Genomic DNA, 15,256 nt, shown 5'->3' with positions numbered 1-15,256 from the left:
GTCGCTTCCGTTATGCCGAATCGGCTGCTGCATTCTAGCGGCCAGGAGCGTTTCCGGGATAGCCTCGGCCCACGGTACAGGGTGAGGCTGGCATGGCGAAATACTCGATTTTCTCCCTCGTGAAGAACGCGGCGTCCCACCACCAGAATTGGGACCGCGCGTGGCGCGACAACCGGCCGAAAGCCGACGGCTACGACGTCGTGATCATCGGCGGCGGCGGGCACGGGCTGGCTACGGCCTACTATCTCGCCAAGGAGCACGGCATCACCAACGTGGCCGTGATCGAGCGGAGCTGGCTGGGCGGCGGCAATACCGGCCGCAACACCACCATCATCCGGTCCAACTACCTGTGGGACGAGAGCGCGGCGCTCTACGAGAAGTCGCTCCAGCTCTACGAGGGCCTGAGCCAGGAGCTGAACTACAACATCATGTTCAGCCAGCGCGGCGTGCTCAACCTCGCCCATAACCTGAGCGACGTGCGAGAGGGCATGCGCCGGGTCAACGCGTTGCGGCTCAACGGCATCGACAGCGAGTGGATGACGGCCGAGCAGGTCAAGGAATTCTGCCCGATCATCAACATCTCCAAGGATGTCCGCTACCCGATCATGGGCGGCACCCTGCAGCGCCGCGCCGGCACCGCCCGCCACGACGCGGTCGCCTGGGGCTTCGCCCGGGCCGCCAGCGCGCGGGGCGTCGACATCATCCAGAACTGCGAGGTCACCGGCATCCGCCGCGAGAACGGCAAGGTGGTGGGCGTCGAGACCTCCATGGGGTTCGTCAAGGCCGGCAAGGTCGGCATCGTCGCCGCCGGCCATTCCAGCGTGGTGGCCGGCATGGCCGACCTGCGGTTGCCGGTGGAGAGCCATCCGCTCCAGGCGCTGGTGTCGGAGCCGGTCAAGCCGGTGATCGACTGCGTCGTGATGTCCAACACGGTCCATGTCTATGTCAGCCAGTCCGACAAGGGCGAGCTGGTCATGGGGGCGGGCATCGACGCCTATACCGGGTACGGGCAGCGCGGCAGCTTCCATGTGATCGAGCACCAGATGGGGGCATTGCTGGAGCTGTTCCCGATCTTCAGCCGGCTGCGCATGCTGCGCCAGTGGGGCGGCATCGTCGATGTCTGCCCCGACGCCAGCCCGATCATCTCGAAGACGCCGGTGGAGAACCTGTTCATCAACTGCGGCTGGGGGACCGGCGGCTTCAAGGCGACGCCGGGGTCCGGCTTCGCCTTCGCGCATACCATCGCCCGGGGCGAGCCGCACGCGCTGAACGCCGCCTTCGGCCTGGAACGCTTCACCACCGGCCATCTCATCGACGAGCACGGCGCCGCCGCCGTCGCCCACTGAGACTTGAGGATTTCCGGATGCTCCTGATCAATTGCCCCTGGTGCGGCCCGCGCGACGAGACCGAGTTCGGCTACGGCGGCGAAGCCCACCGCGCCCGCCCGGCCGACCCGTCTTCCCTCGGCGATGCCGAATGGGCCGAGTTCCTGTTCATGCGCACCAACCCCAAGGGCGCCCACCGCGAACGCTGGGTCCACAGCCATGGCTGCCGCCGCTGGTTCAACGTCGAGCGCCACACCGTGACCAACCGGATCCTGCGGGTCTATCCGATCGGCGGCACCGATGCCGTCGCGGAGCAGACGGTGGAGCAGCCGGCCGAGGCCAAGGAACCGAAGCAGGGGAGCGGGTCATGAACAGCGGGACCTTCCGCACGTCCGCCGGCGGCCGTATCGACCGTGGCCGGCCTGTCACCTTCACCTTCAACGGCCGCCGGTATCGCGGGTACGAGGGCGACACGCTGGCCTCGGCCCTGCTCGCCAACGGCGTCCATCTCGTCGGCCGCAGCTTCAAGTATCACCGGCCGCGCGGCATCCTGTCCGCCGGATCTGAGGAGCCCAGCGCGCTGATCCAGCTGGAGCGCGGCAACCGGACCGAGCCGAACCTGCGCGCCACCCAGATCGAGATCTACGAGGGCCTGGTTGCTGGCAGCCAGAACGCCTGGCCGTCGGTCGAGACCGATGTGGGCGCCATCAACAACGTGCTGTCCAGGATCTTCGTGGCCGGCTTCTACTACAAGACCTTCATGCATCCGCAGAGCTTCTGGATGAAGGTCTACGAGCCGGTGATCCGCCGGGCGGCGGGTTTGGGCAAGGCCCCGGCCGAGCCGGATCCCGACTTCTACGACAAGATGCATGTCCACGCCGACGTGCTGGTCGCCGGCGCCGGTCCCGCGGGATTGATGGCGGCGCTGGCCGCCGCCCGGACGGGTGCCCGGGTCATCCTGGCGGACGAGCAGAACGAGTTCGGCGGTTCCTTGCTCGGCACGCACGAGACGATCGACGGCCGTCCGGCCGCCGACTGGGTCCGCGATGTGGTCGCCGAGCTGAAGACCTTCCCCGAAGTGCGCCTGCTGCCGCGCACCACCGTGACCGGCTACTACGACCACAACTACCTGATCCTGGCGGAGCGGCGGACCGACCACCTGCCGCGCGGTTCGGCACCCGGGATCTCCCGCCAGCGCCTGTGGAAGGTCCGCGCCAAGCAGGTCGTGCTGGCGACCGGGTCGCACGAGCGCCCGCTGGTGTTCGCTGACAACGACCGTCCCGGCATCATGCTGGCGGGGGCCGTGCGGACCTATGTCAACCGGTTCGCAACCCTGCCGGGCCGCCGCGCCGTGGTGCTGACCAACAACGACAGCGCCTATGCCGCCGCCCTCGACATGAACGACGCCGGGATCGAGATCGCCGCCATCGTCGACCTGCGCATCCAGGCCGGCGGCCCGCTGGCTGCCGAGGCGAAGCGGCGCGGCATGCGCATCCTGGCGAACACGGCGATCACCGCGACCCAGGGGGGCAAGCGGGTCGCCGGCGTCGAGGTCATGATGATGAACGGTCCCGGCGAAGGCGTGATCGGCGCCCCGACGCGGATCGAATGCGACCTCGTCGCCATGTCGGGCGGCTGGAACCCGGCGGTCCACCTGTTCTCCCAATCGACCGGCAAGCTGCGCTACGACGATGCGCTGGCCTGCTTCGTTCCGGGCGTGTCGGTCCAGGCCGAGCGGTCGGCGGGTTCCTGCAAGGGTACCTTCGACCTTCCCGGGTGTCTCGCGGAGGGTGCCGCCGCCGGCGCGGAGGCCGCGCAGGCCGCGGGTCATGGCGACGGTTCGACTCCGGCAGTGCCGGCCGCGGCTTCGGTGCCGCAACAGCCGATCCGGCCGCTCTGGATCGTGCCGGCCACGGCTCCGGTCGGCCACGGCAAGGCCAAGCATTTCGTCGATTTCCAGAACGACGTGTCCGCCGCCGACGTGCTGCTGGCGTCCCGCGAAGGTTACCAGTCGGTCGAGCACCTGAAGCGCTACACGACCACCGGCATGGGCACCGACCAGGGCAAGACCTCCAACGTCAACGCCCTGGCGATCCTGGCGAAGTCGCTGGCCTCGCCGATCCCGCAGGTCGGCACCACTACCTTCCGCCCGCCCTACACGCCGACGACATACGGCGTGCTGGCCGGCCGCGACGTGGGCGAACTGGCCGATGCCGCCCGCGTCACGCCGATGCATTCCTGGCACGTCGCCCGCAAGGCCGCGTTCGAGGACGTCGGCCAGTGGAAGCGCCCCTGGTACTTCCCCCAGGGCTCGGAGGACATGCATGCCGCCGTCCGGCGCGAATGCAGGGCGGTGCGGAACGCGGTCGGCGTGCTCGACGCCTCGACCCTGGGCAAGATCGACATCCAGGGTCCCGACGCGGCGCAGCTTCTCAACCGCGTCTACACCAACGCCTTCCTGAAGCTGGAGGTGGGGCGCTGCCGTTACGGCGTGATGTGCAAGGAGGACGGGATGGTGATGGACGACGGCGTCACCACGCGCCTCGGCCCCAACCATTTCCTGATGACCACCACCACCGGCAATGCCGCGAAGGTGCTGGACTGGCTGGAGGACTACATCCAGACCGAGTGGCCGGACCTGCGCGTCTTCCTGACCTCCGTCACCGAGCACTGGGCGACGGCCTCGATCGCCGGCCCCAAGGCCCGCGAGGTGGTGGCCGAACTGGCGCCCGAGCTGGACATCGGTGCCGAGGCGTTCCCCTACATGTCCTACCGCGAGGCGGTCGTCGCGGGCATCCCGGCGCGGATCTTCCGCATCAGCTTCACGGGCGAGCTGTCGTACGAAATCAACGTGCCGGCCCAGCACGGCCTGCATCTCTGGGAAGAGATCATGCGGGTGGGCGAAAAGCACGGCATCACGCCCTACGGCACCGAGACCATGCACGTGCTTCGGGCCGAGAAGGGCTACATCATCGTCGGGCAGGAGACGGACGCGACGGTGACGCCCCAGGACCTCGGCATGGGCTGGGTGGTGTCCAAGCAGAAGGCCGACTTCATCGGCAAGCGGTCTTTCACCCGGGAGGACACGGCGCGCAGCGACCGCAAGCAGCTTGTGGGACTGCTGACCGAGGACCCCGGCGAGGTGCTGCCGGAGGGCGCGCAGCTGACCGCCACCGCCCATGGCCATCCGCCGGTCGCGATGCTGGGCCACGTCACGTCCAGCTATTTCAGCGAGACGCTCGGCCGTTCGATCGCCCTGGCCCTGGTCTCCGGCGGCTTCAACCGGATCGACCAGTATGTCTACGCGCCGCTGGCCGGCGGCAAGACCGTCAAATGCGCCGTCACCAAGCCCGTGTTCTACGATCCCGAGGGAGTGCGTCTCCATGGCTGACACCCTGCTCCGGCGCGGCGGCGCCGAGCGCTTCACCCAGGCCGTCGCGGCCCTTGCCGGCGATGCCGGCCTTGGGCTGGTCGAGCTGACGCCGCCCGGCCAGATCAACCTGCGCGGCCGGCCGTCCGACCCCAAGTTCGTCCGCACGGTGGGCGCCGTGCTCGGCTGCGTCCTGCCGCTCAGCGCCAACACGGTGACGTCGGCCGCCGACGTGACCGTCCTGTGGCTGGGACCGGACGAATGGCTGCTGGTGACCCCGCCTGGCGAGGAGACCGCGCTGCTCGCCCGGCTGCGCGAAGCGCTCGGCGACCTGCATGCCGCCGTCACCGACGTGACCGGCAACCGCACCCGCCTGCGCCTTTCCGGCCCCGGGGCCCGCGAGACGCTGATGAAAGGATGCAGTCTCGACCTGCACCCAGCCAGCTTCAGGCCGGGCCAGTGCGCCCAGACGCTCCTCGCTCGCGCCGGCATCATCCTGCACCAGATCGACGATGCACCCACATACGATGTCTATCCCCGCCGCTCCTTCACGGAATACACCTGGATGTGGCTGAGCGACGCCATGACGGAGTACCTGCGCTAACGGCTTTCTCACGTAACGGGGGGTGGTCATGTCGGTCAGCGTATTCGACATCTTCAAGATCGGCATCGGGCCGTCCAGCTCCCATACCGTCGGACCGATGAAAGCGGCCGCCGCGTTCATCGGCGCGCTGAAAGAGCGTGGCGTCCTCGCCGGCACCCGTCGCGTCACCGCCGAACTGTTCGGCTCGCTGGCCCTGACGGGAGTGGGGCACGGCACCGACCGGGCGGTATTGCTGGGGCTGTCCGGAGCGGAACCCGATACCATCGATCCCGACCGGATCACGGGAATCCTGGAGGGCATCAAGTCCGACCGCCGGATCATGCTCAAGGACCGTCACGAGGTCGCGTTCGATGAAGGCGAGGACCTTGTCCTTCACCGGGACCACACGCTGCCGGGCCATCCCAACGGCATGCGTTTCACCGCGTTCGACGCCGGAGGGGCGGTGCTGGACACAAGGATCTTCTACTCGATCGGCGGCGGCTTCGTCGTCACCGAGGAGGAGATGTTCCGCAACGAGCGCGTGGCCGATGCCCCGCCGGTACCGTACGACTTCGTCAGCGGCAGCCAGATGCTGGAGGCGGCGCGTACCTCCGGCCTGTCGATCGCCGATATGATGCGAGCCAACGAGCGGATCCGGCGGACGGATGCCGAGATCGACGCCGGCCTGCGCCGCATCTGGGACGCCATGCAGGCCTGCGTCGCCCGCGGCCTGACCCAGGAGGGCAAGCTGCCGGGCGGCCTCGATGTCCGCCGCCGCGCCGGGGCGTTGCACCGCGAGTTGAACGGCAGGGCGGAGGCGTCGCTCCGCGATCCCATGGCGATCATGGATTGGGTCAGCCTCTACGCCATCGCCGTTAACGAGGAGAACGCGGCGGGCGGGCGGGTCGTCACGGCGCCGACCAACGGGGCGGCCGGCCTGATCCCGGCGGTGCTGCACTATTACGACCGCTTCTGCTTCGGCCGCAGCGAGCAGGGCGTCTTCACCTTCCTGCTGACCGCCGGCGCCATCGGCGGCCTCTACAAGCGCAACGCCTCGATCTCCGGCGCGGAGGTCGGCTGCCAGGGGGAAGTCGGCGTCGCCTGTTCCATGGCCGCCGCCGGCCTCGCCGCCGCGCAGGGCGGCACGCCGGAGCAGGTCGAGAACGCCGCCGAGATCGGGATGGAGCACAATCTGGGCCTGACCTGCGATCCCATCGGCGGCCTGGTCCAGATCCCGTGCATCGAGCGCAACGCGATCGGCGCCACCAAGGCGATCAACGCCGCGCGCTTGGCGTTGCGCAGCGACGGCCAGCACCATGTCTCGCTCGACAAGGTGATCCGCACCATGCGCGAGACCGGCGCCGACATGCAGACGAAATACAAGGAAACCTCGCTTGGCGGCCTCGCCGTCAACTTTATCGAATGCTGAAGGGCATCGAATGCTGAAGGGTTTTGACATGCCGCACTCCATCGAGCAGTTCTTCACCGCGCGCCTCGCCGCCGCCGACCCGGAACTGGCATCCTCCCTTGCCCGGGAGTTGCACCGGCAGCAGGACCAGATCGAGCTGATCGCGTCGGAGAACATCGTCTCCTCCGCCGTGCTCGAAGCGCAAGGCTCCGTCCTGACCAACAAGTACGCGGAGGGTTATCCCGGCCGCCGCTACTATGGCGGCTGCGAGTTCGTCGATGTCGCCGAGCAGATCGCGATCGACCGGGCCAAGGCGCTGTTCGGCTGCGCTTACGCGAACGTCCAGCCCCACTCGGGCGCCCAGGCCAATCAAGCGGTGTTCATGGCCCTGCTCCAGCCGGGCGACACCATCCTCGGCATGTCCCTGGCGGCCGGAGGCCACCTGACCCATGGCGCCTCGGTCAACCAGTCCGGCAAGTGGTTCAACGCCGTGCAGTACGGCGTCCGGCGCGAGGATGCGCTGATCGACTACGACCAGGTCCGCGATCTCGCACGCGAGCACAGGCCGAAGCTGATCGTCGCCGGCGGCTCCGCCTATCCCCGGGTGATCGATTTCGCCGCGTTCCGGGAGATCGCCGACGAGGCCGGGGCATACCTGATGGTGGACATGGCCCACTATGCCGGCCTGATCGCGGGCGGCGTCTATCCCAATCCGGTCCCGCACGCGCATGTCACCACCACGACGACGCACAAGACGCTCCGCGGTCCGCGCGGCGGCATGGTGTTGTCCAACGATGCCGACCTGGGTAAGAAGATCAACTCCGCCGTGTTCCCGGGATTGCAAGGCGGTCCGCTGATGCATGTGATCGCCGCGAAGGCGGTGTCGTTCGGCGAGGCGCTGCGGCCGGAGTTCAAGACCTATGCCCGCACGGTCGTGGACAATGCCCGCGCGCTTTCGTCGCGTCTGATCGAGGGCGGGGTGGACATCGTGTCGGGCGGCACCGACAGCCACATCGTGCTGGTCGATCTGCGGCCCAAGGGCCTGACCGGCAAGGCCGCCGAGGCGAGCCTGGAGCGTGCCGGGATGACCTGCAACAAGAACGGCATCCCGTTCGACCCGGAGAAGCCGATGGTGACCTCGGGCGTGCGGCTCGGCACCCCGGCCGCCACGACGCGGGGCTTCGGCACGGCGGAGTTCACCCAGGTCGGCGAGATGATCACCCAGGTCCTGGACGGGTTGGCCGCCGTCGGCGCCTCCGGCGACAATACCGCGGTCGAGACCCGGGTGCGGGAAAGGGTGCAGGCCCTGTGCGCCCGCTTCCCGATTTATTCGGGAGCGCCCCTGGCGGCCGCGGCGGCGGAGTGAAGCCCGGCGGCGCGGAAGGGTCCGCGCCGCCGCTTTCAATGAAGATCGTTGAAAACCGCGTCGAGCGTCGGCGCGTCGAAAATGGTTTCGGCCCAGCGGTCCAGATCGTCCATCGACGCCGCCCGCACCCGTTGGGCCGTCTCCTCCGGCACCGGTCCGAAGCGTCGGCCGAGTTGCCGGAGCAACATCTCGGCCTTGCCCTGAGCTTTGCCTTTCGCTTCACCGAGGATCGCGCCTTCGGCGCGGGCCTCGGCCATGACTTCGCGGAGCGCGTTCGACATGATCATTTCACTCTCCTCCGGCACGATGCCGCCCAAGATCGTCTTCAAATGCTGGCGGTCCAGGGTTTCCGCCGCGCTGAACAAGTACCTCACCACCGATACGATCACCGCCAGGCCGGCTCCCGCCCCGATCGTCAGCAGCCGCTCCAGCGTCTCCCCCGGGTCTGCGTCGCGGCTTGCGTATTTCAGAACCAGCAGGCCCGCCTGAAGATCGGGATGCCGGGACAGTTCGTCATCGGCGATCGTCTCCAGGTCGATCAGGACATAGCCGAAATCAAGCAGCCCCGCCTCCACCATCCCGCCCGGCACGCCATAAGCGTCCCTGAGCCGGGTCGGCAGCGACCATGGCCGCGTCCCATGATACAGAATGATCGCGTACACCGGAACGGGAACCATCCAGATGCTTCCATCCTGCATCACCCGCCGGACGGCGCCCCGCACGGCGGCACCGCTCACATAGGTCAGGAGCTGGGGGAGCGAGTTGATGTGCGGCGTGCTCTTGTGCTCGACCAGGGCCCAGGTCAGCAGCGGGTCGCCGATACGGGTGCTCAGGCTGTAGACCCTGTCGCCGCGCCGTTCCCGCAGGGCGGCGTCGACGAAGCTCTCCGACCTGTCCACCGCCGCCGCGTCGGACAGGTTGGCCGCCACCGCCGGCGGCAGCCTTTCCCAAAGGAACGCGTCGGCGATGCCGGGCTGGTCCAGAAGGTACTTCGCGAACTGGTCGTGCCGGCTGACCAGGCGCCGTTTTCCGTCCTCGCCATCGGTGTCGTTCGTCATTCCGGTGGAACCCGCGCCTGTCCGTTCTCCACGCGGTGGTATGCCGCCGAAACCCCCTTCTCAAGCTGCCGGATGCCGCAGCCGGGGCATCGGACACCTTGTCGCAACTTGACGGAAATTTGTCGCGCTAGGGCATGTGACGCTGCCGCCGCCGGCGAATTCTTGAGACTGTCACAATGATGGGGAACCGAGGTCAAATGTCTCCCGTCGAAGCGCTTCTCCGCCCCTTGAAAATCAAGCACCTGACCATCCGCAACCGGGTGATGAGCACGTCGCACGCGCCATCCTACGGCTCGGACGGCAAGCCCAAGGAGCGCTACCAGCTCTACCACGAGGAGAAGGCCAGGGGCGGCATCGGCCTGACCATGTTCGGCGGCTCCTCGTCGGTGGCGCTCGACAGCCCGGCGGCCCCGTGGAACCAGATCTCAGTCGCCGACGACAGCGTCGTCCCCTTCTTCCGGGAATTCTCCGACCGCGTCCACGCGCATGGTGCGGCGCTGATGGTCCAGCTCACGCATATGGGCCGCCGGACCAAGTGGGACACCGAGAACTGGCTGCCGACCATGTCGGCCTCGCCCAGGCGGGAGCCGGCCAGCCGGACCATCCCGAAGGAGATGGAGGACACCGACATCCGGCGCATCGTCGCCGACTATGCCGCCGCGGCGCGCCGTTGCAAGGAGGGCGGGCTCGACGGGTTCGAGCTGTCGGCGGCCCACGGCCACCTGATCGACCAGTTCTGGAGCCCTTCGGTCAACAGGCGCACCGACAAGTACGGCGGCAGCCTGGAGAACCGCATGCGCTTCGGCATCGAGGTGCTGGAGGCATGCCGCGAGGCGGTCGGCGACGACTATGTCATCGGCATCCGCATGTCGGGTGACGAGCTGATCGACGACGGCCTGAACCACGAGGACTGCGTCGCCATCGCGCGCACCTATGCCGAGCGCGGGTTGATCGACTTCGCCAACATCCTGGGTGGGCAGGCCCGGGACCATCTGGCCCACGCGATCGTGCTGCCCAACATGTCGTTCCCGGTGGCACCCTTCCTGTTCCTGCCCAGCGCCATCAAGCGCGAGGTGGACATCCCCGTCTTCCACGCCCAGCGGGTGACCGACCTGAACACCGCCGGCCGCGCCGTGGCCGAGGGCCACGTGGACATGGTCGCCATGACCCGCGCCCACATCGCCGACCCGCACCTGGTGCGGAAGCTGATGGAAGGGCGGATGGACGATATCCGGCAATGCGTCGGCGCCGGCTACTGCATCGACCGGATCTATGCCGGCGGCGACGCCCTGTGCATCCAGAACGCGGCGACCGGGCGCGAGCGGACGATGCCCCACATCATCCCCAAGGCCGACGCGAAGAAGCGCGTCGTGGTGGTCGGCGGCGGCCCCGGCGGGCTGGAGGCGGCCCGGGTGTGCGCCGAGCGCGGCCATTCCGTCGTGCTGTTCGAGAAGAACGCCGCGACCGGCGGGCAGATCACCATCGCCGCCAAGGCGACCTGGCGGGAGGCCCTGACCGGGATCACCCGCTGGCTGACCCAGCAGGCGACCAGGCTCGGCACCGACATGCGGCTGGGCGTCGAGGCGACACCCGACCTGATCGAGGCGGAGAACCCCGACGTGATCATCCTGGCGACCGGCGGCCATCCCAGCCGGGGCGACGTCAAGGGCGCCGAACTGGCCCTCACCACCTGGGACATGCTGACCGGCGCGGTCGAGCCCGCCGACAGTATCCTGCTGTACGACGGCACCGGCCAGCACCACGCCTCGTCCTGCGCCGAATTCCTGGCGAAGCGGGGCGCCTTGGTGGAGATCGCGACCCAGGACCGCATGATCGCGGAGGAGGTCGGGGCCACCAACCAGCCGATCCATCTGCGCGAGCTGTACAAGCTGGGGGTCGTCATGTCGCCCAATCTCCAGCTCACCGAGATCTACCGCGAGGGCAACAAGCTGGTCGCGGTGCTGCGCAACGAGTTCACCCACGAGGAGGAGGAGCGGCTGGTCGACCAGGTCGTGGTCGAGTTCGGCACCCTGCCCAACGAGGGCCTGTATTTCGACCTGAAGGAGCGCTCGGTCAACCGGGGCGAGATAGACCTTCGGGCCCTGGTCGAGGGGCGGCCTCAGCCGCATCGGAGCAACGGGCACGCCGCCCTCTACCGGATCGGCGACGGCGTCGCCGGGCGCAACATCCATGCGGCGATCTACGACGCCGCCCGCCTGTGCAAGGACCTGTGAGTGCCGGCATGATCGCGACGACGCTCTCCACCATCGTCATCGCCATGCTGGCCGCCGGCCTGCTGCTGGCCCTGGTCCAGGCCCGGCGCTGGCGCGCGGGCCGCGCGGCGGAGGTCGATTTCGTCGCCGGGCTGAAAGCCCTGCCGCGCCGCTACCTGGTCGATGTCCACGAGGTCGTGGCGCGCAACAGCTTCAACTCCCGGTTCCACGCGCTGACGGCCGGCGGCTTCCTCGCCTCGCTGGTGCTGATCGTGGCGCTGGCATTGCCGCCGTTGCGGCACGGGGCGGTCTGGGCGTTGCTGAGCCTGGCGCTGGCGGCCATGCTGGCGGGCGGGTTGATGGTCGGGTGGCGCCGCCGGGTCGAGCGGCCGGCGGAACTGTCCGGCGGACGCTTCAGCCGGCTGCCTTTCGCGTTGCTGGCCTATGCCGCGGCCTTCCTGACGGTGGCCCTGGACCAGACCGCCGGGGGCCTCCTGCCGGGGTGGCTGGCCCTGGCGCTGGTGCTGGTCGGCGCCTGGGGCTGCGCCGAACTGGTGCTCGGCGTCTGGAAGGGACCCCTGAAGCACGCGGTTCACGGAGCCCTTCATCTGGTCGCCCATCCCCGCCCCCTGCGGTTCCGGGACGGCGCCGGCCGCGACAGCGCGATCAGGCCGCTCGACCTGGAGGCGCCGAAGCTGGGGACCGAGCGTCCCGTGGATTTCGACTGGAACCGCCTGCTGGGGTTCGACGCCTGCGTCCAGTGCGGCCGGTGCGAGACGGCCTGCCCGGCCTATGCCGCCGGCCTGCCGCTGAACCCCAAGAAGCTGATCCAGGACTTGGTGACGGCGCTGGACGAGGAAGGATCGGACCGGTCCTACGCCGGTCACGGCCATCCCGGGCGGCCCTTGGGCGGGGTGCATGGCGGCCCCGCCGAGCCCGTCATCGGCCCGATGGTGCATCCCGACACGCTCTGGGCCTGCACCACCTGCCGGGCCTGCGTCCAGGAGTGCCCGATGATGATCGAGCATGTGGACGCGGTGATCGACCTGCGCCGCTTCCAGACCTTGGAACTGGGCGCCACGCCGGGCAAGGCGGCCGGCGTGCTGGAGGAGCTTCGGGCGACCGACAATCCGGGCGGGCGGCCGCTGTCCCGGCGGCTGGACTGGGCGGTGGACCTCGACCTGCCGGTTCTGGCCGGCAAGGGCGGGTGCGACGTGCTGCTGTGGCTCGGCGACGGGGCGTTCGAGCTGCGGACCCAGCGCTCGCTGCGGGCGCTGGTCAGGCTGCTCCGCCGGGCCGGCGTCGATTTTGCGGTGCTGGGGGCGGAGGAGCTGGATTGCGGCGACGTCGCCCGACGGCTCGGCGACGAGGCGACATTCCAGGATCTGGCACGGCGCAACGTCACCACGTTGCGCCGTTATCGTTTCGACCGCATCGTCACGGCGGACCCACACGCGCTCCATACCCTTCGGAACGAGTACAGGCCGTTCGGGCTCGACGTTCCGGTGGTCCACCATACCGCCTTCCTGCTGGACCTGCTGCGGGAAGGGCTGCTGAAGGCCGAAACCCGCCTTTCGGACTCCGTGACATACCATGATCCCTGCTATCTCGGCCGCTACAACGGCGAGATCGACGCGCCCCGGGCCCTGCTCGACGCGATAGGCCTCACCCGCGTCGAGATGGAGCGCTCCGGCCTGCGGTCGAGCTGTTGCGGCGGCGGCGGCGGCGCGCCCTTGACCGACGTGGCGGGCGAGCGGCGCATTCCGGACGTCCGCATGGACCATGCCCGCGCGACCGGCGCCGCGACGGTGGCGGTGGCCTGTCCCAACTGCGCGCTGATGCTCGAAGGCGTCGTCGGGCCGAGGCCGCAGGTCGCCGAGATCGCCGAGTTGGTCCTGGCCGCCACGGAGCCGCGGCCATGACCCGCAAGCGGCGCGATCCGCGGGCCGAACTGCTGGCCCTGACGGTGTCGGAGCAGCCGCGCCGGCGCATCGCCCGGGGGGCTGCCCCGGCACCGGGCGGGCGGCGCCGCCGAGACCCCCGGGCGGAGCGCGCCGGTGCCGCCGTCCAGGTCGGAGCGCGGCGTCGCATAGATTGGAGCGGCGCGGCACTTGCCCATCCGGGACACAGGGGCGACCTCGAAACGGCCGCCGCAGCCGGGCCTTCCGTCCGTATCATCGACGAGCCGGCGTTCATGGTGCTGGTCGTCCTGGACCAGCCCGACGGGGAGATGACCGACCATGATCGCCAGGTGATCGCCGCCGGACGCATCCTCGCCGATGCCGGGGGAGGCGCCGTGGCGGCGCTCTCCGCCGGCATCGAAAGGGAGGCCGACCTGGGTGCCGCCGGTATCGATCGGGCCATGAAGGTTGACTTCGAACCATTCGCCGGCTATTGCCCGGAGCAGCGCGCCGCCCTGGTGCTCGCCGCGGTGGACAGTCTGAAGCCGCGACACGTGCTGTTTGCCGAGAGTCCTTCCGGCGGTGCCGATCTGGCGCGCCGCGTCGCGGCAGCCACCGGCGAACGGCTGTTTCCGGGTGTCCGGACACTGACCCCGGCCCAGGCGGGCCGGCGTGCCCGCGGCGGCTCGTCGGAGTTGAGCCGTGCCCCGGCGCGGCTGATGAGCATCTCTCCCGACGCCTTTCCGCCGCTGGAGGACGTCCGCCACGAGGCGCGGCCGATACCGGCACCGGTCCCGGCCCTGCCGGCATCGCCGGGCATCCGCTCCGCGCGCCTGCTGGAAACCGACCCCGACCGGCTGTCGCTGGCAGAGGCGGATTTCATCGTCAGCGCCGGAAACGGCTTGGCCGATTGGGAAGCGTTCGCCGAACTGGCGGAGGTACTGGGGGCCACCCGCGGCGGCAGCCGCGTCGTCTGCGACGCCGGGCATCTGCCCCGGGACCGCCAGATCGGCGCGTCCGGAACGCTGGTGACGGCGCGCTGCTATTTCGCGCTGGGGGTCGCGGGAGCGCCCCAGCATCTGCAAGGCATCACGGAGGTCAAGCACGTCATCGCCGTAAATACAGACCTTCACGCCGAGATGATCAAGCGCGCCGACCTCGCCATCGTGGCCGACGCCCAGGCCGTCATGCCGGCCCTGATCCGGCATGCGCGGGAACGCCGCCGCGAGCGGGGTGGACATGGTTGAGGTGGCCGTCCTGCTCTCCGTCGGCCGCCACCCGGCTTCGGGCCGCCCCAGGCGGGCGCCGCTCGACGCCCAAGCGCTGGAACTGGCCCTGCAACTGGTCGAAAGCGGCCATGCCGCCCGCGTCCACGCGCTCCATGCCGGGGACCCGGCGAATCCGGCGCTCCGCGACTATCTGGGCATGGGTCTGGACCGGCTGGAGGTGCTGGATCTGCCGCCCGGCGTCGATCCGGTTCCGGCACTGGTCGCCCGATTGCGGGAACTGGCGCCGACCCTCGTCCTGGCCGGGGCGGTCGCCGAGGGTGGCGAAGACAGCGGCATGGTGCCTTATCTTATGGCACGGTCGCTGGAACGTCCGATTGTTCCGGACGTTGTCGCGCTGGAACTTTCCGGTGACGGAGCCGATCTGACGCAGGCTCTGCCGCGGGGACGGCGCAGGCTGGTCGGTGCCGGGCTGCCTTTGGTCGCGACTTTGCATGGGTCGGCACCGGCGGCGCGCCAGAGCGCGTTCGCCCGCGCCCGACGGGGTAGCATCGACACCCTCCCCGCGGACGGCGTCGGCGACGCTTTCCTCGAGGACTGCGCCGCCCGGCCGTGGCGTGCCCGGCCGAGGCTGATGGGGGCCCGGCGGGGCGGCACGGCGCTCGACCGCCTGAAGGCGGCGACCGAGACCAGGGCCGGCCAGGGCAGGCTGATGGTCCAGCCGTCGCCTGAAGACGCGGCGTCCGCGATTTACGAATGCCTGATCGAACAGGGAATGATTCGTTGAATGAAGTAAGTATGCGCGT

At 69.4% G+C, this 15,256-nt stretch carries 11 protein-coding genes; 10 read left to right on the top strand and 1 reads right to left on the bottom strand.

Translation table 11 applies throughout. The features are described 5' to 3' along the window. The first annotated feature begins 92 nt into the window (after nucleotides 1–92). From DPR14_RS24550 to glyA, 6 genes are read left to right on the top strand one after another with little or no spacing between them, the layout of a single operon-like run. Nucleotides 93–1,346 carry a sarcosine oxidase subunit beta family protein gene (locus tag DPR14_RS24550; RefSeq protein ID WP_158047490.1) on the top strand — a complete coding sequence of 418 codons (1,254 nt, stop codon included), beginning with the start codon at nucleotides 93–95 and terminating at the stop codon, nucleotides 1,344–1,346. A 17-nt stretch (nucleotides 1,347–1,363) separates the two neighbouring features. After that, nucleotides 1,364–1,696 carry a sarcosine oxidase subunit delta gene (locus DPR14_RS24545; RefSeq protein ID WP_158047489.1) on the top strand — a complete coding sequence of 111 codons (333 nt, stop codon included), beginning with the start codon at nucleotides 1,364–1,366 and terminating at the stop codon, nucleotides 1,694–1,696. After that, the gene (locus tag DPR14_RS24540; protein WP_158047488.1) at nucleotides 1,693–4,716 is read left to right on the top strand and encodes a sarcosine oxidase subunit alpha; all 3,024 of its coding nucleotides are present in this window, start codon (nucleotides 1,693–1,695) and stop codon (nucleotides 4,714–4,716) included. The genes DPR14_RS24545 and DPR14_RS24540 overlap by 4 nt, the downstream gene beginning before the upstream one ends. Further along, the gene (locus DPR14_RS24535) at nucleotides 4,709–5,299 is read left to right on the top strand and encodes a sarcosine oxidase subunit gamma (RefSeq protein WP_158047487.1); all 591 of its coding nucleotides are present in this window, start codon (nucleotides 4,709–4,711) and stop codon (nucleotides 5,297–5,299) included. Before DPR14_RS24540 ends, DPR14_RS24535 begins: the two co-directional genes overlap by 8 nt. A gap of 28 nt (nucleotides 5,300–5,327) precedes the next feature. Beyond that, nucleotides 5,328–6,707, top strand: coding sequence for an L-serine ammonia-lyase (locus tag DPR14_RS24530; protein WP_158047486.1), 1,380 nt, complete (start codon nucleotides 5,328–5,330; stop codon nucleotides 6,705–6,707). 28 nt (nucleotides 6,708–6,735) lie between these two features. Then, entirely contained in the window at nucleotides 6,736–8,052 is a 1,317-nt protein-coding gene (gene glyA, locus DPR14_RS24525; RefSeq protein ID WP_158048334.1) for a serine hydroxymethyltransferase, read from the top strand. A gap of 35 nt (nucleotides 8,053–8,087) precedes the next feature. On the opposite strand, the gene DPR14_RS24520 is transcribed toward glyA, so the two are convergent. Beyond that, nucleotides 8,088–9,110: an Rpn family recombination-promoting nuclease/putative transposase gene (locus DPR14_RS24520; protein WP_158047485.1), complete on the bottom strand. Its 1,023-nt coding sequence runs from the start codon at nucleotides 9,108–9,110 to the stop codon at nucleotides 8,088–8,090. 197 nt (nucleotides 9,111–9,307) lie between these two features. Between DPR14_RS24520 and DPR14_RS24515 the strand changes: the two genes are divergently transcribed. Genes DPR14_RS24515 through DPR14_RS24500 form a run of 4 tightly spaced genes read left to right on the top strand, consistent with a single transcriptional unit; the run spans nucleotide 9,308 to nucleotide 15,237 of the window. After that, the gene (locus DPR14_RS24515) at nucleotides 9,308–11,344 is read left to right on the top strand and encodes an NADH:flavin oxidoreductase (RefSeq protein ID WP_158047484.1); all 2,037 of its coding nucleotides are present in this window, start codon (nucleotides 9,308–9,310) and stop codon (nucleotides 11,342–11,344) included. 8 nt (nucleotides 11,345–11,352) lie between these two features. Next, nucleotides 11,353–13,245 carry a DUF3483 domain-containing protein gene (locus tag DPR14_RS24510; protein ID WP_158047483.1) on the top strand — a complete coding sequence of 631 codons (1,893 nt, stop codon included), beginning with the start codon at nucleotides 11,353–11,355 and terminating at the stop codon, nucleotides 13,243–13,245. After that, nucleotides 13,242–14,471, top strand: coding sequence for an electron transfer flavoprotein subunit alpha/FixB family protein (locus DPR14_RS24505; RefSeq protein WP_158047482.1), 1,230 nt, complete (start codon nucleotides 13,242–13,244; stop codon nucleotides 14,469–14,471). Before DPR14_RS24510 ends, DPR14_RS24505 begins: the two co-directional genes overlap by 4 nt. Further along, entirely contained in the window at nucleotides 14,464–15,237 is a 774-nt protein-coding gene (locus DPR14_RS24500; protein ID WP_158047481.1) for an electron transfer flavoprotein subunit beta, read from the top strand. The genes DPR14_RS24505 and DPR14_RS24500 overlap by 8 nt, the downstream gene beginning before the upstream one ends. The last annotated feature ends 19 nt before the right edge of the window (nucleotides 15,238–15,256 follow it).

The sequence above is a fragment of the Skermanella pratensis genome (genome assembly GCF_008843145.1).
Lineage (GTDB): Bacteria > Pseudomonadota > Alphaproteobacteria > Azospirillales > Azospirillaceae > Skermanella > Skermanella pratensis.
Note: the sequence above shows the minus strand (reverse complement) of the source record. Positions and strands in the feature narration are given on the sequence as shown.